We start from the raw sequence: 17093 nt of genomic DNA on the forward strand, positions 1-17093 counted from the left end.
CACCGCCGCCAGCATCCTTGACCGCCTGCTACACCACGCCACCATCGTGGTGACCTCCGGCGAGTCCTACCGAATGCGCCACGCCGACCGCAAGAAGGGAGCCGCCAAACCCAGTTAGCCAATCACCTGCAACGGAGTGGGGACTTTTCCTGGCCACCAGCGGGTGAGGGGGACCCATTTGATGGTCCAGTCGCTATGCGGCTTGGGGTCGGTGGGTCGTGGTCCACTGTAGGGCGAACTCGGTTGGGGTGAGTTCGCCGTGGGCCGAATGGGGCCGGTTGGCGTTGTAGTCGCGGCGCCAGTCTTCGATAATTACCCGGGCTTCCAGCAGCGAGTCGAAGCGCCAGGAGTTGAGTAGTTCATCACGGAGCCGGCCGTTGAACGATTCGATCCAAGCGTTCTGCCACGGCGAGCCCGGATCTATGAAAAGTGAACCAGCACTGTTGAATCGGCACCAATCACGCACGGCATACGCCACGAACTCCGGGCCGTGGTCGAAACGCACATAGACCGGCGCTCCTCGCAGTGTGGCCGTGCGATCCAAGACCGCGACGACGCCATCGGCGTCGATGGATCGATCGACCTCGATCGCCAGTGCTTCGCGGGTGAACTCATCGATGACGTTGAGCATCTTGAGCGTGCGGCCATCAGCGGTGGTGTCGAACTGCAAGTCCATCGCCCAGATTACGTTCGGGCGAATCGGCGACATCGCCCCCACCTCGACACCGATACCGGTGAGCCGCTTCTTCTTGCGGCGCTGCGGGACCCGCAGGCCCTCCTCGCGCCACAGCCGGCGGATCCGCTTGTTGTTGACCTTCCAGCCGGCTCGACGGGCCATCTTGGCTGCCCGCCGCCACCCCAGCGAGGCCGGTCGGTGGAGAACCGGCGCAGCCAGGCGCGCAACTCGGCCTCCTCGGTGGTGATGATCGGCGGCGTCAGGCGCATCGTCGATCGGTGCAGACCCACGACCGTGCAGGCACGGCGTTCGGATACCCCGAACCGCTCGCGCAGAGCCGTGACGGCAGTGCGCTTGCGGTTCGGGGTCAGAAGTTTCCAGTGATGATGGTTATCGGATGCCGGCCCGAGGATCTGACCCCGAAATTTCCTGGCCGATCGAGTGCCTTTCGTGAGGACCTGTCGAGCCTCGGGGCGGCATCCACCACATGAGAACTCGGGCTTCGGCGCGAAGCGGTGTGACCTGATAGGAGCGTGCTCGCCCGCGGCCCATCACTGGCCTGTCCACCCCTTTTCGTACGACCCGACCAACGGAAAGGGACTACCGTGCACATGGCCGGCAGCAAACGACTCGTCATCGGCGGCGTGGACACGCACTGCGCCACCCATCACGCCGCGGTCATCGACCGCAACGGCCGGCTGATCGCCGGCGCCGAATTCTCCGCCACACCAGTAGGTTACGCATCGATGCTCACATGGATGCGCTCGAAAAGGAAACTCGGCCAGGTCGGTGTCGAAGGAACCGGCGCCTACGGGGCCGGGCTTGCCCGCTACCTGCACCAGCAGGGCATCGAGGTACTCGAAGTTCCCCGACCTGACCGACGACTCCGCCGCCAACGCGGTAAGAGCGATCCGATCGACGCCGAAGCAGCAGCACGAACCGTACTGGCAGGCAAAGCAAGCGGAGCGCCGAAGCTCGCCGACGGTCCCATCGAAGCCATCCGGATGCTGCGCGTCGCCCGCAACGGTGCCGTCAAAGCCCGCACCGCCGCCCTCAACACCCTGCGCTCGATGGTCATCACCGCTCCCGAACCACTGCGCACCCAGCTACGTTCTCTATCCTCGGCGCAGCTCGTTACCGCCTGTGCACGTCTGCGGCCCGACCCCACCAACCTCCTCGACCCCGCCCAGTCGGCCAAACAGGCCCTACGTTCGATCGCCCAACGGGCTCAGCATCTCGACACCGAAACACGTTCCCTACGAAAGCAACTGGACGACCTCATCCAGACCGCCGCACCGGCGACCGCCGCGATATTCGGGCTCGGCCCAGACACCGTGTCGGCACTGCTGGTGACCATCGGTGACAACCCCGACAGGCTGCGCAGCGAAGCCGCATTTGCCCACCTCTGCGGCGTCGCCCCCATCCCGGCGTCGTCGGGCAAAACCCACCGCCACCGACTACACCGCGGCGGCGACCGCGCCAGCAACAGCGCGCTGCACATCGCCACCGTCGTGCGACTGCGCTACGACCCCCGCAGCCGCGCCTACGCTGACCACCGCACCACCGAAGGTCTGTCCATGCCCGAAATCATCCGCTGCCAAAAGCGCTACCTGGCCCGCGAAATCTTCCACTCACTCCGCGCCGACTACGCCCAACTCAGCACTTGACATCTATAGGAGCGTCCGCCGAGATCTCCTTGAACATGTCGATGTCGAGAGCCTGGTTGGCGACCAGCTTCTTGAGCCGGGCGTTCTCGGCTTCGAGGTCTTTGAGTCGCTTGGCGTCGCTGGCTTTCATGCCGCCGTATTGGGCCAGCCAGCGATGCCACGTCGACTCAGCGATCTCAAGATGCCGGCACACCTCGTTGAGTTCTTGGCCGGAGCCCAACAGCTTGTTGCCCTCGGCCAGCTTGCGGATGACCTGATCCGGCGTATGCCGCCGGCGCTTGTTCGATGCCATGTCGTTGCTCATTCTTCTTCCTGCCCGAACATCGGGCAATGAAGTCGCATAACGACTGGACCACTACGACGGGCTCACCTCACCCGAGCGTGGCCAGAGCATCGGCCGTCCGCACCGGGCACCGACCTTGAGCACAATGCGCAAAAGCCGGAAATCGTCGCTTATTCCCACTATCGCCCACAAGCGCGACACAGCGGCAGCCGACGTTTTAAGTTCGGTTTCACAAGCACCGAAGACATTCGCGATCAGCAGCGCGAAAGTCAATTGGCGCAGGGTGAATATCCATTCTCGATTACCGTTCTGCCGGTTTTCTTCGGGCGCAGACGAATCGACACGAGCAGACACGGAGTACGTCAATGCAGCCCATGTCATTCGACCCGGTGGTGGCCGACATCGGAAGCCAGGTGGCCGACCTCGGCACCCGGTCCGTGCAGGCCGGCGCGACGGCGGCGACATCGTTGACCGGACTGGCACCAGCGGGAGCAGACGAGGTCTCGGCGCAGGCGGTAACGGCTTTCCACACCGAAGCAGCCTCGATGCTGGACCTGAACCAGGCAGCGCAGCACGAGCTGATGCGAACCGGCGCGGCGTTCAGACAAGTCGCGCAGACCTACGCCGAGGTCGACCAAACCGCCGCCGACAGCGTGTTGTCGGCCCTTTTTCCGATGACCAACCCGTGGTTGGCCTGGTAACCACGCCCGGCCAATCGATTGCCGGCGAGGCCATTGTGCCGGACGAATTCTCCGGTGACCGATAGGACCTAAATAAAACCGAATAAGTCGGGAATCACATCATGGTTGTATCCAGCAGCAAAGAATGGCCGGACAGTCGACTGACCCGCCGCGCCGGGCCTCGGCGACCTCGACATGTCACTGACATCCTTGACCTGGCTGATCAAGCCAGGTTCCTTGGCGAGCACACAACAGGAGCTAACCGGGCGCTCGACTCCGATGTGCCGCGCCCCATTCCATCGCCACCTGCCACGAGGACGCTTGTCCCGAAGCATCGAACAGTCGCCGTTGCCATTCGGCGATCATCGCCGGATATCTCCCCGCCGGCCGTCCCGCATGGAGATGGCATCGGCCTGCCCGCGAGGAGTTCAACGCCTGGTTGCTTGAGCAAGCCAGCCCGTCAAGGCCCAACACCACCCGCATGTCACCTCCCCGGGTTGGCGTTCGCCGGTGGCGGTGCGGGCTAAGCCTGGTCGCCTCGCATTGCTCACCGACGGCTCGTGCCCCGCGCAAACCGTCGCTATCCTGGTCTGTTGATCCGCTCAGCGTGACACGATCGCCGCAAATTCTTGTTCGGGCCGGCCGGTAGCGCCGTAGCGCAGGCCAACACTCACGTCACCATTGGCCGCCATCGCCGCCAGATAACGTTGGGCGGTGGCTCTGGATATCCCGATGGCCACCGACACCTCGGCCGCCGACATGGGTGTCTGCGACTTCTTCAGTGCCCGCAGCACAAGCTGTTTGGTGGGAGAGGCCGCGGCTGCGGAGGCTTGCGCGGGGGCGACCCGGGGGCGAAGCGCATCCAGTGCGGCGTCGACGTCGCGGGCACTGAGGTTGGGGCCGGACAGGATTTTCCGGTAGCGGGCGTAACCGGAGAGCCGGGCGGCAAGTTCGGTGGTCGAGAACGGCTTGACGAGGTAGCTCAACGCGCCCGCCGACATGGCGGCACGAACCGTCTCCGCTTCCGTAGCTGCTGTGAGAATCATGCTGTCCGAACGTAATTCGCGAACCAAGTCGATCCCGGACCCGTCGGGAAGGTATACATCGACCAACGCCAGGTCAACGGCGGGCGCGTTGCGAGCGGCCGCAACGGTGTTGGCGGTGCCGGTGACCGCGAAACCTGGCATCGCGGCCACGACTCCGGCATGCATGTTGGCGACACGGAAATCGTCGTCGACCACCAGCACGGTCAGGTCTGGCCCACCCATTGCCCCTCCTCGGCCATCACACGCGGCAGTCGGGCGATGAACTCGGCGCCCCGCAACGACGCCGCCGCGTCGCCCCGGCTCGAGAGCCAAAGATCGCCGCCCAGAGAACGGCTGATCTGTCGGGACAACGCCAGCCCGATTCCGCGCCCGCCCGGTATTCCAGAGTCGTGTTTGGTCGTGGCGCCCTCGGTGAACAGCTGCTCGACGAAGTCGAGCGCCACACCGTCGCCACTGTCGACGACAGTGACATGCAAAGTCGAATCTTCTTGCAGCAGTTCGATTTCCACTTCCCGGGGAGCGTTTCGGCTTACCCGGGCGGCGTCGATCGCATTGTCCAGCAGGTTACCCACCACGGTGGTGACGTCGACGGGCAACTCGAGCCGGCCGGCTATCCAGGTGCTCTCGCCGATGCGCAGCGTAACTCCGGCCTCGCGGGCAGCTGCGGCCTTGGCCGCCAAGAACGCCTGCAAGTGCGTGTCACGAATAGCGTCGATGCCCGGTACCGCGGACGCCAATGGACCCGACCCGAGTAGCTCCTCCAGATACTGCAAGCCCTCCTCGACGTGGCCGGTGTGCAGCAGCCCAGTGAGCAGGTGCAGGCGATTCGCGAACTCATGGCGCTGCGCGCGCAGCGCGGTACTCATCACTTGCACGGCATCGAGTTGGCGGGTCAGCGACTCGACATCGGTCCGGTCCCGCACCACCAATACCGTTCCCAGCTCGCGGCCGTCGCGGGATACCTTTCGCGCCGAGACCACGACGATCCGCTGGCCCACTGTGGCCAGCGTGGGAGCGGCCTCGGCCGCGGTGAACACGTCGAGAACACGTGGGGTCAGCCCGATCTGGTCGATGCGGCGGCCCGCGTCGTTGCCGATCTCCAGCAGTCGGCACGCCTCGTCGTTGACGAAGGTGATGCCCCCGGTTTCGTCGGCCGCCAGGACACCCTCGCCGATACCGTGCAGCACCGCGGCCTGGGTGCGGACCAACTCGGCCATCTCGGCCGGCCGCAGCCCCAGGGTCAGCCCCCGCCAGCGCCTGGCCAATGCCACCGACCCGGCCACACCGATCAGCAGCGCCGCACCGCCCAACGGGGCCAATACCCGCAGATTCTTCGAGAATTGCTCGTCGAACGCCTTGGTGGAGATGCCCACGCTGACCATGCCCAGCACCCGGTTCGAACCCGGTTCCACCACAGGCACTTTCGCGACGATCGACCGGCCGAGGCTACCGGATTGGTGAATTACCTGTTCGTGTCCGGCCAGCGCCTCGGCAGGATCGGTGCTGACCCGGCGCCCCAGCTTGTCTCGATGCGGGTGCGCCAACCGGATGCCCTGAATGTTGGCGATGACCACGAATAGCACATGCGTGCGCTGCTCGACTCGCGAAGCGACGCTTTGCAATGGACCGGCCGCCAATTCGTCGACCAACGCTGGGCTTGGCGTCAACGGGTTCTGGTCGTAGCGCGAGATGTTGGTGAGCACCGTGGGCGACGACGCCACCACCCGAGCGATGTCCAATGCGTGAACACCGTATTGGAGATCCAGGCGGTGCCGGTTGAACTGGGCGAACAATCCGAATGCGACGACCAGCGTCAGCGTCACGAGCACGAGTTGCAGCAGCAGTACCCGGCTGGCGAGCCGCAAGTCGATGCGACCCCGGTAGGCCATGAGGGGACCTTACCGCCCAACGGTGGGCCACCGGCCCCGCAATTGCGCGACTGCGGGTGCGGCGAGCCGTGCGCATCAGACGTCACATCGACGCTTGTTCGAGCACGTGGAGGCGGTTCTTGGCGTGGGCTGACAGGCACCAGGACGAAACTGCCGAGGCCAGCAGGGCGGCCATCCAGAACCAGTCCTCGATGTCCCAACCGGATGGCCACGTATGCAATACCGGCCCAGGGCGGCCACGACGGCCATCAACACCACCAGCACCCGCGAAGAGGGCCGCCAGTGCGCGAATGAATACACCCGACGCGCGGTGATCCCGGCGGCCGCACCGCGCACCCGCGGATCGGCCGGCACCGGCCCCCGCACGCTTGCGTCGATGGCAGCCGATCGCTGCGCGGCGTCCAGACCCGCGAGCGCGTCGGCATAGACCCGGTGCGAAGCGCTGGTCAGAGCGGCTGCAGCCACTCCGAAGACCACGATGCACGCGCCGGTGAACGGGGTGAACAGCCACGGCTGGAACCGGCCCGTCACCAGCCCCCGTACGCACCAGTCCGTGACCAGGGCCATCGCGTAGACGCCCGCCGATGCCAGGGCTCGCACCCACCAGCGCTTGAGCACAATCCGGTTAAGCATGACTCTTCCCTTTCCCAGGGGTCGCAGTGTTTCCAGAAGAAGCTGGCGGCTACTGCTTGTCGAATCGTCGATTCCTTGAACCCGATGACAGCTGTGCTTCGGGAGCCCGACTATCAGGTCCGCCAATACGGACAACCGCTTACTATCGCCGTCATGCCCCGCTCGAAAATCCTGATCACCGGCGTCACCGGCCAGGTCGCCGCACCGGTCGCGCGCGCGCTGGCAACCGACAACGAGGTTTGGGGCATCGCGCGCTTCACCGATGCTGCGGCGCGGGCCGGCCTCGAGAAGGCCGGTGTCCGTTGCCAATCGGTCAACCTGGCCGCGGGCGACTTCACCGCGATCCCGTCAGACTTCGACTATGTCCTCAACTTTGCGGTCGCTAAGAGCGGCAACTGGGACAAGGACCTCGGCGCCAACGCGGAGTCGATCCCGAAATTGCTTGCAGTAGCGTCGGTTCCCGCGACCACGCTCAACTGGGCCGGCGACCAGCTGGTCAGCGTCCAGGAATGGTGCGCCTACCTGGGCACCCTCGTCGGCAAGGAACCGGTGTTCGCCGAGAGCGACCAAGCGCTGCGCGGAAATCCCGTGGACCTGACCCGGATGCGCGAACTCATCGGCAGCGCAACCACAGTCGACTGGCGCGACGGATTACGCCGGATGGTGGCCGGATTTCACCCGGAGCTGGCCCACGCCTAACGACAACGAAACGTTCGCGTCCTTTGCCGTCGGACTGTGTGACGCCTAACGACTGGTGCGGCGGCGCCCAGAGCCGCTCGGGTTCGTGTGAAGCCGGCCGGCGGACCCGCCCATTCCCGGCAACGCGAGCCGAGCCCAACCGCGTCACGACGCCACACGAGTGCTGTGTCGATCGGGTTGACGGCAAAAGTGCCGCGATAGTGTTACGCCGGCGACCCCGGCGGCGATGCCAACGTCGCATATCCGGCCCAGGGGAGGAGCACGAATGGGATCCCAGGCCGCCGAACCGCCTGCCGCGCGCAGCCAGCCATGGCCGCGGGTGGTAGGGGCCACCGCTGTTGCCGTGCTCGGCGTGTGCGGTGCGGCGGTCTTGATGGCGGCTCCTTGCCCGGATAACGCCCCGACGCACCTGGCATCGCGAACCGACTGGGCACTGGCGACGGCGTTGCCGGCCAGCGCCGACTTTCCGTCCGACTGGGGGTATTCGCTGACCGGGCGGTTGCGGCGAGCCGCGACACCAGATCCGAGCGCGCTGAATGCGGCGCCCCGCCAAGATCCTTCAGCGGTCTACGAGCCGGGCACCTGCGCCGACATCCCCAAAGTGCTGGACCATGCCGGGGGAGCGCTGGCCGCCTACGTCCAGGTCGACCGGTACGCGCAATTATTCGTGCAGGACGCCGCGGCAGCCGATTTCGCCGCGACCGGCGAAGGCCACGAGCACGGACCCAATGCCCGCTTCGCGATCTGGGTGGTTCCGGACACGACCGCCTGGGTCGCGAACTATGTCGACTGGCTGGGCCGTTGCGGCTCGTACCGGGTCACGAATTATTTCTTCGACGGCCGGGTCAAGAACCGTCGGAGCGTCACCACTCAGGTGGGAATGCGCTCGGCCGACAGCGCCGATGCCGCCGTCATGGTCACCAGAACGTTCGCCACCCTCGGGAGCCGCGACCCGTCGTCGACCTACCACGTTACGTACTACGCGGTACGCGGCGTGCTGCTCGAATGCACCATCTATATGGAAGGTCCCGACCTCGATCTGGTGCAAAAGCTCGCCGGCCAGACGCTGCAACGGCTGCGTGCGTTATGAACGGGCTGTCGCGGCAACGACCATGGGTGATCGCGGCCGCGCTGTGCGTGCTGGCGACGGCCGCCATCGTGATCACCGTGCCCAACGCCCGGCGCCATGGCGATGTCCCGGCCTCGGCTTCACTAGCCCCGAAGCTGGCCTCGCTGAGCGATCAACAACTGGCGGAGCTACTGCCCAAGTCGAGCGATTTTCCCGCCTCGTGGACCGTCAGCGACATCAAAGAGCTCTCCGATACCTTCGGCTACTTCCGGTACCACGTCTCCGATGAGGGCCTGGGCTTCAGCCCCGCCGAATGCTATGCGGTGGTCGGGGTGGCCTCCACCGGGGCATTCGATGCGGCCGAGGTGTTCGGGCACGACCCCGCCGATCCGGCAGAGGTCGCCGACCGTAGAGACATCCGGCTCATGGTCGGGCGGGAATTCGACTTCACCGGATTCGACGCGTTCACCGGTTTGGTGTCGCGGTGTCTGCGTTTCAGCAGCGCCGTCGGCTCCTATACGGTGCGCATCGTCGAGGACTCGCACCCTGCCGGCGGACCGCAGCGGTTCCGGTACTCGATCACCGCAACCGTCGGCGGAGAACCGGAGGCCACGCGTACCGACTTCTACTCCTACGCGCGCTCGTCAGGGCTGATCCTGAGCGGCACCGCCAGCACCGGCCACCAGCAGCCCTTCGATGCCCTCTTCGACGGCACACTGCGCCGAATCTCCAACCGCTGACCCGCCCCAGACGGCAACGTGCCGAACCCCGGTCGGGTTCGGCACGGATGGCCGCCGCGGTGCCTCAGTGATCAGCGTCGGGTCCCTTGAAATAGCGGGTAAGGAATCCGGTGGCTGCTATCGCCGCGACCGCGCCGGTCACCGTCCACAGCACGAATTGGAAAGCCACCGAGCCCATGAACCAGCCGAACGTCATCGATAGGTACAGCAGCCAGATCACCCGGTAGAAGGACCACGCCGCCAGCAGAGCGAGGCTGATGCCGATCGCCAGGCTCGGTTGGCGATCGACGCGGTTGATCTTTTCTTCGATGCGGGCGGGAATGATGTTCATGCGCTATTCCTTTCGTGAGGCGACCGCCTCGCTGGCGTCGTTGCGACAAGTACAGCCAGGTGCGGCGGCTACCGATCCCAACAACGCGGCCCGCGCCCGGGCTGGGTCCGAGCTAGGCCAGAAAGACACCCGCGGAGGTGATTACGTCGCCGGCAGCCAGCTCGCGGTTGGTGAGCTTTTTGAAGAGCAGTCCGACGTTGTCGCCAGCCGTAGCCGTATCCAGTTTTTTGCGGAACGCCTCGATGGCGTCGACTCGAACCCCGGGCCCGTCGTTGATCCGCACCTGGTCACCGACACGTAACTGCCCGTATTCCACGCGGCCGGTAGCCACGAGCCCGCGACCGCGGATGAAGAACACGTCCTGGACCGTCATGCGAAACATGCGGCAACGGTACTGTGTTCCGGCCCGCGCCGGTCCCAGGGTCAGGCCCGCCAAATCGACGGTCACCGGGCGGCGCCGTACCCTAACGAACATGAACTGGCTACGCCGCGCGAGGAAAGCCACTGCGGGCCAACGGGTCACGCGCGCCGATAAGCAACGCGCAACCGACGCGCTCACCGAACTCGGCGCCCTCGACACCGACCGAGAACGGCTGATGCACATCGGCCTTGCGGGCGTGGCCACGATCGTCGGGATCCACCCGAACGTCGCGATCACAACGCTGGGTTCCTGGCACGAGCTCGAATTGGATGTTCAACTGCCAGAACGTGATTCGTATCGCGCGACGCGGCGCATTGCGCTGGAGCTGGCGACGGCCCCACATATCGCAGTCGGCGCCGAGCTGCCGGTACGGGTGGATCCGCAGGACCTGTCGAAAGTCCTTGTCGTCCCGACGTTGTGACTACCAGACCCGCACCCAGTCGACGAGCATCTGGGCGGGATAGGTCCCCGGCCCCGGATCCCCACCGCCGGAACCGGCGACGGCGAGGTTCACCACCGCAGACACGGTGTAGCCGGGGTCGTTGAATGGCCAGTCCGGCAGGGAGTGCGACGCCACCGTGAAGTACGGCTGCGCGCCGTCGACGTAGTCCTGCCAAAAGCGCATGCCGGTCTCATCCCATTGGCATCGCCACGTGTGCCACCCGCTGTCCAGCGCGATGTTGTGCGTCTTCCATTCGGAGCCGTTCGATTTTGCGTGGACCGTGGTGGCCGCGGGCCAGCTGCCATTGCCGTACCACTCGAGGATGTCGATTTCGCCGCGGTCTTCGTTCGACAGCCACCAGGCCGGCCAGCATCCGGCGGTCAGGCAGTCGAGCTTGATGCGAGCCTCCCACGTGTGGCCGATGCCGCCCCGCCACGGGCTCTGCAGCTTGCCGGAGAAGTAGGTCCCGCCATCCTTTGCGGCCCGGATGACCAGGTTGGAATGTCCGTCGAGGAACACGTTCTGGCGATCGTCGCGGTACTGCCCGACGTTCTCGGGCCGCTCCCAATACGTCGGGTCCTTCATCTGTTCGCGCGCTCGGGCGATCATCCACTTCGAGGAATCGGGTGCCGAACCGGCGGGGCCGTCGAATTCGTCGTGGAAGATGTAGTTGCTGGACTGACCGTTGGGTGCCGGCGCCGCGGGCATGGGCGTTCGTCTCGCCGGCACGTCGGGCACCGACGGGCCGGCATGTGCCTCGGGAACGGGAACACCCACCCCCAACGCGCCACAAACACCGAAGCCGGCCATCAGCATCATGCGACGACGATCCATCTCAGGCATTAGCCAGCGACGATAGCAGCCCTTGGCAATCCGTACCGCGCTGAAGCGCGATCGGGTGCTACCCGGACACCTTGACCACGAGCTTGCCGACATTCTTGCCGTCAAACAGCATGTTGATCGCCGTGGGCAGTTGCTCGAAGCCCGTCACGACGGTTTCCAGCGGCGTGAGCTTGCCGTGGGCGATCAGGCCAGAGATCTCCGTGATCGCCTCCGGCGCGCGGCGCAGGTGGTCGAGGACGATGAAGCCCTGCAAGGTCGCGCGCTGCACGAGCAGGTTGCCGAATGCGCGCGGTCCCGGGGGTGGCTCGGCCGAGTTGTATCCCGAGATCAGTCCGCACAACGCGATCCGGGCACCAATGTTGAGGCGCGCGAAGATCGCATCCATGATGTCGCCGCCGACGTTTTCGAAGTCGACGTCGACGCCGTGGGGAGTCGCGGCGGCCAGTTGCGTCCGCCAGTCGTCGGCCCGGTGGTCGACAGCGGCGTCGAAGCCGAGCTGTTCGGTCAGCAGGGCACATTTTTCCGGGCCGCCGGCGATCCCGACGACGCGCGCCCCGTCGGCTTTGGCGAGCTGGCCGGCAACCGAGCCGACGGCTCCGGCCGCCGCCGACACCACAACCGTCTCACCGGGCCGGGGCTTGCCGATGTCGCGGATCCCGATCCACGCCGTGAGCCCGGTCATCCCGAGCGCGCCCAGGTAGGCGCTCGGGGAGACGCCCTCGGCGACGTCGAGCGGCAGCATCGGCATGGCGTCGGAGACAACCGCGTATTCCTGCCAGCCGACAAGCCCCTGCACCTTCTGGCCAACCTGGTATCTGGGATTTTTGGACTCGACGACCTCGCCGAGCCCGCCACCGCGCATGACCTCACCGATGCCCACCGGTGGCAGATACGACGGCAGGTCGTTGATCCACGCGCGGTTGGTCGGGTCGAGCGAAATCCAATCGACACGGACCAGCGCCTCCCCGTCGCTGATTTCCGGGACCGGCGCTTCGCTGAGTTCGAAGGTCCCCGCGCCGATGCGTCCGGTCGGTCGTTCACGGAGCAGGAATCGCCGGTTTAGATCGGGCATGAGGGCACGGTACCGGACCGACCGACGCGGCGATATCTGCGCCGTACGCCATTTGCTTGCGAACTACGGTGGCTGTCGCCGGGGGATGCTATAACGCGCATATGTCAGGCTTGGAGTCCGGCGATGAGCACGTCATCACTCATGTTTCCGACACGGCCAGGTTAACGGCCCTGCATCGGGCCACCGAATCTGCCCGGCCCGACGCATTGTTCAGCGACCCGCTTGCCCACATCCTGGCCGGCCAGCATGGGCGTGCCATCGTTCGGAATGCCCCGTGGACACTTCGCAATGGGTGGTGGCTGGTCGCGCGCACCAAAATCATCGACGACACCATTGCCCGGGCGATCTCGCAGGGGTGTGACCGAGTGCTCAATCTCGCTGCCGGACTGGACACTCGACCGTATCGGCTGAATTTGCCAGCTCATTTGCAATGGGTCGAAGCCGATTTGCCGCAGTTGCTCGCCGAAAAAACCAAACTGCTCGCCGACCAGACGCCGCGATGCCAACTGACCCGTAGCGCCGTTGACCTGGCCGACCCGCTTGCCCGCGAGGCGTTTTTCGCCGAGGCTCTAGACGGTGCCACCCGGGCGTTGGTCCTTACCGAGGGTCTGTTGATGTATCTGGGCGAGCAGGACGTCGTCGCGCTTTCGGCAGCGATACGCCAACCCGAAGTGGGGTGGTGGATACTCGATTTCGCCGGTCCCGGCCTGAAGAAGATGATGAACAAAAGGATGGCCGGCATGCTGGAGAACGCGCCCTTCACGTTCGCGCCGGACAACGGGCTGGCCTTCTTCGAGGGCCTCGGGTGGCGGGTAGCCGAATCGGAATCGCTGTTTGCGGCGGCAAATCGACTACGCCGCCTACCCATGGCGTTACGCACAGTTTCCTGGCTGCCCCAGCCCGATCCACGTCACCCGGGCCGTAGACCGTGGAGTGCGGTGGCCCTGCTTATCTAGTGAAGCCGCCGAACACCAAAATTAACGTAACCGAGAATTTCCGGTAGGGCCGACAGTAATTCGCCCTCCGACGCGACCACCACACATCATAAACGACCCGTTTCCACGCTAAACGGCGATGCGGCGACGTAATCCCATGACTGACCGGAAGCCCTTGACCTGCGAAAACACCGGTATCCCTGCAAATTCATGGCTAATTCTTATCTAAAGACACGGTTTGATCACAGGTTTGCTAAGAATCCTGACTTTACGTTGCACAGCGCCGTGTGAACCTGAGTCGGTTGGTTGAGAGGAGCGCAATCGTGGCGAAGGCATCAGGGGCAACGGTGATCAGTCTCGAGTCACACCCGGCCTGGATTGCGGCTCAGCGGCGGGAAAGTCAGCTCCTCGAAGAGATGCGCCGTCATCCGGCATATCTGGGCCGGCAGCGCCTCGCAGCAATGGGGCACGACGCCGGCGCCGGTATGCCCGCCGCCCCGGGATGGGTCAGCGCCGACGCACCGGCCTGAAGCTGACCTGAAGTGACCTAAGCAGATCTAAAGCCTGCCCACATTCAGTGGCTTAGCACCCGCCTACATTTAGGTGAATGGCGCCCCGCGCCGGTCTCCGTATCCTGTTACGGGACACGAGGGGAGCGACATGTCTCAGACACCCGCCACCACCCGCACCACCTTCCCCGGCATCAGCTCCCGCGCGTGGGAGCACCCCGCCGACCGGACCGCGTTATCGGCACTGCGCCGCCTCAAGGGCTTCGACCAGATTCTGAAACTCATGTCGGGAATGCTGCGCGAGCGTCAGCATCGGCTGCTCTACCTGGCCAGCGCCGCCCGAGTCGGGCCGCGCCAATTCGCTGATCTCGACGCCCTGCTCGACGAATGCGTCGATGTTCTAGACGCGCGGACCAAGCCTGAGCTGTACGTCGTGCAGTCGCCGATCGTGAACGCGTACACGATCGGGATGGAGCAGCCGTTCATCGTGATCACTTCCGCGCTCTACGACTTGATGACCCACGATGAGCTCCGCTTCGTGGTGGGCCACGAGCTGGGCCACGCGCTGTCCGGGCACGCGGTGTACCGCACGATGATGATGCATTTGATGCGGCTGGCACGGTCGTTCGGCGTTGTGCCGGTCGGCGGCTGGGCGCTGCGCGCCATCATCGCCGCCCTGCTGGAATGGCAACGCAAGTCGGAGCTGTCCGGAGACCGGGCCGGGCTGCTGTGTAGCCAGGATGTGGACACCGCGATACGGGTCGAGATGAAGCTCGCCGGCGGAAGCCGGTTGGACAAGCTGGATTCCGAGGCCTTCCTGGCTCAGGCGCGTGAATACGAACGGTCCGGAGACATGCGCGACGGGTTGCTCAAGCTACTCAATCTGGAGCTGCAGACACATCCGTTCTCGGTGCTGCGGGCCGCCGCCGTGAACAAATGGGTGGACTCCGGCGGCTACGGCAAGGTGATGTCCGGCGACTACCCGCGCCGGTCTGATGACGACAAGTCCTCGCTCACCGACGACCTTGGCCGGGCTGCCCGGCACTACCGGGACGGCTTCGACCAGTCCGACGACCCACTGATCAAAGGCATCCGTGACGGCCTCGGCGGCTTCGTCGACGGTGTCGGGCGCGCCGCGACCAACGCCGCCGATTCGCTGGGACGCAAGATCAGCGAATGGCGACAGCCCAAATGACGGCCGGTTGGCAGTTAGCCGGTCGACGTGACGTCGGCAGGTTCGCACACCCACGCGGCGAAGACCGGCACGCCCGCCCAGGGATCGCCACGCCGACGCGCGCTGGTCACCGCCACCGCCGCGTATGGGTGGCCGAAACGCAGCGTCGCCGACCGCGCCAATACCGGCGACGCCATCGCGCTGCGTAGCGCAACCGCGGTGACGGCGGCCGCCTCGAATCCCCGCCGGCCGTAGCGGGCTACCGCGGACTGTCGGGCGGCGACGTCCGCGACGCCGGGCGACGTGGTCGCCGCCGCTGCCAGCGCCCGTCCGACCGCGGCGAAACCCAGCTCCGGCTGCGCGGTCAAGTCGTGGTTTGACGTGGCCTGCCACGCCGGTAACACGACCCGGATCTGCTCACCGCCGGGCCGGTGTTCCTGTGTGATCGTCCAGAATTCACCGTCTCCGAGCGCCATGTCCTTGAGCGCACGACGTTGCACGGCCGAGCCGGTTGCCTCGCGCCGGGCGATGTCATGCGCAGCCATCAGCACCGCTTCCCACGATGCGTCTTTGCTCGCGATCACCGACGTCACCTGCAGGTCACCGTTGCCGACCGCGCGGTGCACCGCGGCAAGGCCCAACGTGCCTAGGTTCTCGATGTCGGTGAGATAACCGTCGGCGCCGCCGAGGGTCAGTGCGTCAGCGACCCGCGTGCTCCACGGCGAATGCAACTCACGGGCATCGGCGACCTCATAGGGCCGAAGCCAGCTGATGCGGGTCGCCAGCGCGCTGGCCAACACCGCCGTCATCTGCGACACGTCGACAGGAAAACGCTCGATCAACCCGTCGGTGTGCTCACTTGCCCACGCGTTGGCGCGATCCTGGCTGGGCACCGGGCCTTTGTCCACGGCAACCGGCAGCCCACCGGGCCAGTCGTCGAAGCCCCACACCGCCAGCGCGGCCCGGATGACATCCGGCGGGTCGGCGAGCAGTTCGTCGAGCGCCCGGCGCGCGTGCTTGGCGTCGGTGCCGAGAACGTCCTCGATGTCGTCTCGGACGCGACCGCCGGCTACCGGCGCGGCCAAGGCGAGAAGCAACCACGCGCCCAGCGGCGACGATACCGAGTGCACACCGGCATGCACCCGGCAGAACCGGCGGGCGTAGCGCGTGACGAGTCGCCCGACGTCCACTAGCGCGTCCCGCCGGAAGCGGCAACGGCAGGCGGAAAGAAAGCGACTTCTGCCGCGTGACGGGCCACAGCCGGCCGCGGTGTCACGGGCGGCACCGCGGCGCGTCCGCTAGATCCTGCCGGCGACGAAGTCAACTGCCTGATTGACCATTCCTGCCTGGATGTAGGCACTGGCGTTGTGTTGGGGCCAGTTCTCTTTCCAGGTGTTCGGGTCGGCAGGATTGCACACGGGATCGGTGCCGTGGCACAGCTCGATGGTCCTGTCGTTGTAGACCGGGCTGAAGTTAGTGATCGGACCCACCCACTGACTTCCGTTGCCGAACAGCGCGACGGCGGCGATGTGCTCGTCGGCACCGGCCGGTAGCGGGCTGTCGAATCCAAACGCGGACATCGGCACCGCAAGTACCACGTCGGTGACCGCGGCACCGAGGGAGTAGCCGCCCAGCACCAGCCGGGTGGCCGGGCAGGCATTGATCATGTACTGAACATGGCGGCTCATGTCGTTGGCGCCGACGTCGACCTCGGTGTCGGCCGGGTATTTGACGGCGTATGAGCCCATGCTCCTACCGCCGATCTTGGAGGCGAGCGAGTTGATGAACGCATTGCCAATCACACCGGGCCCCGGCGGTTCCAATCGGCCACGGGCGAAGACGACTTCCACCTGCGGGCAATTGGCTGCGGTTGCCGACTGCGCGGCGCCCGGCGTGCCGGGCGGCAGCATAACCGGGGCGATCGTCAGCGCTGCTGAGATTGTGACAGCGACGAGAAATGGTCTCAGGTATTTCACGGCAAGCA

At 65.7% G+C, this 17093-nt stretch carries 20 protein-coding genes and 2 pseudogenes; 10 read left to right on the forward strand and 12 right to left on the reverse strand.

The annotated features are described in order from the left end of the window. On the forward strand, positions 1-118 hold a 118-nt coding region (locus EET13_RS15085; protein WP_244603924.1), incomplete at its 5' end, for an ATP-binding protein. A 75-nt stretch (positions 119-193) separates the two neighbouring features. Here EET13_RS15085 and EET13_RS15090 read toward each other — a convergent pair. Next, positions 194-1053: pseudogene (locus EET13_RS15090) on the reverse strand (IS3 family transposase); the annotation flags it as partial. Positions 1054-1287: 234 nt separating this feature from the next. Here EET13_RS15090 and EET13_RS15100 point away from each other — a divergent pair. After that, complete coding sequence (locus tag EET13_RS15100; RefSeq protein WP_122443054.1) at positions 1288-2343, forward strand: IS110 family RNA-guided transposase; 1056 nt, start codon at positions 1288-1290, stop codon at positions 2341-2343. Between the two features lie 16 nt (positions 2344-2359). Here EET13_RS15100 and EET13_RS15105 read toward each other — a convergent pair. Together EET13_RS15105 and EET13_RS15110 are read right to left on the reverse strand one after the other, a co-directional pair. Then, positions 2360-2635 (reverse strand): annotated as a pseudogene (locus tag EET13_RS15105) (transposase); the annotation flags it as partial. Between the two features lie 63 nt (positions 2636-2698). Continuing rightward, positions 2699-2980, reverse strand: a complete 282-nt coding sequence (locus EET13_RS15110) for a hypothetical protein (protein WP_122443055.1) — start codon at positions 2978-2980, stop codon at positions 2699-2701. A gap of 11 nt (positions 2981-2991) precedes the next feature. Between EET13_RS15110 and EET13_RS15115 the strand changes: the two genes are divergently transcribed. Continuing rightward, the gene (locus EET13_RS15115; RefSeq protein WP_122443056.1) at positions 2992-3327 is read left to right on the forward strand and encodes a PE family protein; all 336 of its coding nucleotides are present in this window, start codon (positions 2992-2994) and stop codon (positions 3325-3327) included. Between the two features lie 581 nt (positions 3328-3908). Here EET13_RS15115 and EET13_RS15120 read toward each other — a convergent pair. The 3 genes from EET13_RS15120 to EET13_RS15130 form a co-directional block, all read right to left on the reverse strand. Further along, positions 3909-4574 (reverse strand): response regulator, encoded by a 666-nt coding sequence (locus EET13_RS15120; protein WP_122443057.1) that lies wholly within the window; start codon positions 4572-4574, stop codon positions 3909-3911. Beyond that, on the reverse strand, positions 4556-6241 hold the full coding sequence (locus tag EET13_RS15125; RefSeq protein ID WP_211186441.1) for a sensor histidine kinase: 1686 nt from the start codon (positions 6239-6241) through the stop codon (positions 4556-4558). The genes EET13_RS15120 and EET13_RS15125 overlap by 19 nt, the downstream gene beginning before the upstream one ends. A 75-nt stretch (positions 6242-6316) precedes the next feature. Further along, entirely contained in the window at positions 6317-6874 is a 558-nt protein-coding gene (locus EET13_RS15130) for a hypothetical protein (protein ID WP_122443058.1), read from the reverse strand. A gap of 153 nt (positions 6875-7027) precedes the next feature. Between EET13_RS15130 and EET13_RS15135 the strand changes: the two genes are divergently transcribed. The 3 genes from EET13_RS15135 to EET13_RS15145 all read left to right on the forward strand — a co-directional run bounded on the left by EET13_RS15135 (position 7028) and on the right by EET13_RS15145 (position 9382). Then, on the forward strand, positions 7028-7573 hold the full coding sequence (locus tag EET13_RS15135) for an NAD-dependent epimerase/dehydratase family protein (RefSeq protein ID WP_122443087.1): 546 nt from the start codon (positions 7028-7030) through the stop codon (positions 7571-7573). A 265-nt stretch (positions 7574-7838) separates the two neighbouring features. After that, a complete protein-coding gene (locus EET13_RS15140; RefSeq protein ID WP_122443059.1) occupies positions 7839-8663 on the forward strand; it encodes a hypothetical protein in 825 nt (274 codons plus the stop codon). After that, positions 8660-9382, forward strand: a complete 723-nt coding sequence (locus EET13_RS15145) for a hypothetical protein (RefSeq protein WP_122443060.1) — start codon at positions 8660-8662, stop codon at positions 9380-9382. Before EET13_RS15140 ends, EET13_RS15145 begins: the two co-directional genes overlap by 4 nt. 64 nt (positions 9383-9446) lie before the next feature. Here EET13_RS15145 and EET13_RS15150 read toward each other — a convergent pair whose 3' ends face one another. Both EET13_RS15150 and EET13_RS15155 read right to left on the reverse strand, forming a co-directional pair. Further along, positions 9447-9713 (reverse strand): hypothetical protein, encoded by a 267-nt coding sequence (locus tag EET13_RS15150; RefSeq protein ID WP_122443061.1) that lies wholly within the window; start codon positions 9711-9713, stop codon positions 9447-9449. 112 nt (positions 9714-9825) lie between these two features. Further along, positions 9826-10095, reverse strand: a complete 270-nt coding sequence (locus EET13_RS15155; protein WP_122443088.1) for an EF-Tu/IF-2/RF-3 family GTPase — start codon at positions 10093-10095, stop codon at positions 9826-9828. 91 nt (positions 10096-10186) lie between these two features. Here EET13_RS15155 and EET13_RS15160 point away from each other — a divergent pair, with 91 nt between their 5' ends. Further along, positions 10187-10555: a hypothetical protein gene (locus tag EET13_RS15160; protein WP_122443062.1), complete on the forward strand. Its 369-nt coding sequence runs from the start codon at positions 10187-10189 to the stop codon at positions 10553-10555. Here the strand turns inward: EET13_RS15160 and EET13_RS15165 are convergent, their stop codons facing one another. Both EET13_RS15165 and EET13_RS15170 read right to left on the reverse strand, forming a co-directional pair. Further along, on the reverse strand, positions 10556-11419 hold the full coding sequence (locus tag EET13_RS15165; protein ID WP_122443063.1) for a glycoside hydrolase family 16 protein: 864 nt from the start codon (positions 11417-11419) through the stop codon (positions 10556-10558). Positions 11420-11477: 58 nt separating this feature from the next. Beyond that, positions 11478-12491 carry an NADP-dependent oxidoreductase gene (locus tag EET13_RS15170; protein WP_122443064.1) on the reverse strand — a complete coding sequence of 338 codons (1014 nt, stop codon included), beginning with the start codon at positions 12489-12491 and terminating at the stop codon, positions 11478-11480. A gap of 101 nt (positions 12492-12592) precedes the next feature. Here EET13_RS15170 and EET13_RS15175 point away from each other — a divergent pair, with 101 nt between their 5' ends. The 3 genes from EET13_RS15175 to EET13_RS15185 all read left to right on the forward strand — a co-directional run bounded on the left by EET13_RS15175 (position 12593) and on the right by EET13_RS15185 (position 15130). After that, positions 12593-13447, forward strand: coding sequence for a class I SAM-dependent methyltransferase (locus EET13_RS15175; protein WP_122443065.1), 855 nt, complete (start codon positions 12593-12595; stop codon positions 13445-13447). 302 nt (positions 13448-13749) lie between these two features. Then, on the forward strand, positions 13750-13956 hold the full coding sequence (locus EET13_RS15180) for a hypothetical protein (RefSeq protein WP_122443089.1): 207 nt from the start codon (positions 13750-13752) through the stop codon (positions 13954-13956). 130 nt (positions 13957-14086) lie between these two features. After that, the gene (locus tag EET13_RS15185) at positions 14087-15130 is read left to right on the forward strand and encodes a M48 family metallopeptidase (protein ID WP_122443066.1); all 1044 of its coding nucleotides are present in this window, start codon (positions 14087-14089) and stop codon (positions 15128-15130) included. A 14-nt stretch (positions 15131-15144) separates the two neighbouring features. Here EET13_RS15185 and EET13_RS15190 read toward each other — a convergent pair whose 3' ends face one another. Continuing rightward, the gene (locus EET13_RS15190; protein WP_122443067.1) at positions 15145-16299 is read right to left on the reverse strand and encodes a serpin family protein; all 1155 of its coding nucleotides are present in this window, start codon (positions 16297-16299) and stop codon (positions 15145-15147) included. Between the two features lie 108 nt (positions 16300-16407). Next, positions 16408-17019, reverse strand: coding sequence for a cutinase family protein (locus tag EET13_RS15195; protein WP_122443068.1), 612 nt, complete (start codon positions 17017-17019; stop codon positions 16408-16410). Positions 17020-17093: the final 74 nt, after the last annotated feature.

Origin of the sequence: Mycobacterium attenuatum (genome assembly GCF_900566085.1) — a bacterium.
Classification (GTDB): Bacteria; Actinomycetota; Actinomycetes; order Mycobacteriales; family Mycobacteriaceae; genus Mycobacterium; species Mycobacterium attenuatum.

Coding starts and splice junctions, on each gene's coding strand:
- EET13_RS15100 (WP_122443054.1), top strand. CDS start 1,288: ATGGCCGGCAGCAAACGACTCGTCATCGGCGGCGTGGACACGCACTGC.
- EET13_RS15115 (WP_122443056.1), top strand. CDS start 2,992: ATGCAGCCCATGTCATTCGACCCGGTGGTGGCCGACATCGGAAGCCAG.
- EET13_RS15120 (WP_122443057.1), bottom strand. CDS start 4,574: ATGGGTGGGCCAGACCTGACCGTGCTGGTGGTCGACGACGATTTCCGT.
- EET13_RS15125 (WP_211186441.1), bottom strand. CDS start 6,241: ATGGCCTACCGGGGTCGCATCGACTTGCGGCTCGCCAGCCGGGTACTG.
- EET13_RS15130 (WP_122443058.1), bottom strand. CDS start 6,874: ATGCTTAACCGGATTGTGCTCAAGCGCTGGTGGGTGCGAGCCCTGGCA.
- EET13_RS15135 (WP_122443087.1), top strand. CDS start 7,028: ATGCCCCGCTCGAAAATCCTGATCACCGGCGTCACCGGCCAGGTCGCC.
- EET13_RS15140 (WP_122443059.1), top strand. CDS start 7,839: ATGGGATCCCAGGCCGCCGAACCGCCTGCCGCGCGCAGCCAGCCATGG.
- EET13_RS15145 (WP_122443060.1), top strand. CDS start 8,660: ATGAACGGGCTGTCGCGGCAACGACCATGGGTGATCGCGGCCGCGCTG.
- EET13_RS15150 (WP_122443061.1), bottom strand. CDS start 9,713: ATGAACATCATTCCCGCCCGCATCGAAGAAAAGATCAACCGCGTCGAT.
- EET13_RS15155 (WP_122443088.1), bottom strand. CDS start 10,095: ATGTTTCGCATGACGGTCCAGGACGTGTTCTTCATCCGCGGTCGCGGG.
- EET13_RS15160 (WP_122443062.1), top strand. CDS start 10,187: ATGAACTGGCTACGCCGCGCGAGGAAAGCCACTGCGGGCCAACGGGTC.
- EET13_RS15165 (WP_122443063.1), bottom strand. CDS start 11,419: ATGCCTGAGATGGATCGTCGTCGCATGATGCTGATGGCCGGCTTCGGT.
- EET13_RS15170 (WP_122443064.1), bottom strand. CDS start 12,491: ATGCCCGATCTAAACCGGCGATTCCTGCTCCGTGAACGACCGACCGGA.
- EET13_RS15175 (WP_122443065.1), top strand. CDS start 12,593: ATGTCAGGCTTGGAGTCCGGCGATGAGCACGTCATCACTCATGTTTCC.
- EET13_RS15185 (WP_122443066.1), top strand. CDS start 14,087: ATGTCTCAGACACCCGCCACCACCCGCACCACCTTCCCCGGCATCAGC.
- EET13_RS15195 (WP_122443068.1), bottom strand. CDS start 17,019: ATGCTGCCGCCCGGCACGCCGGGCGCCGCGCAGTCGGCAACCGCAGCC.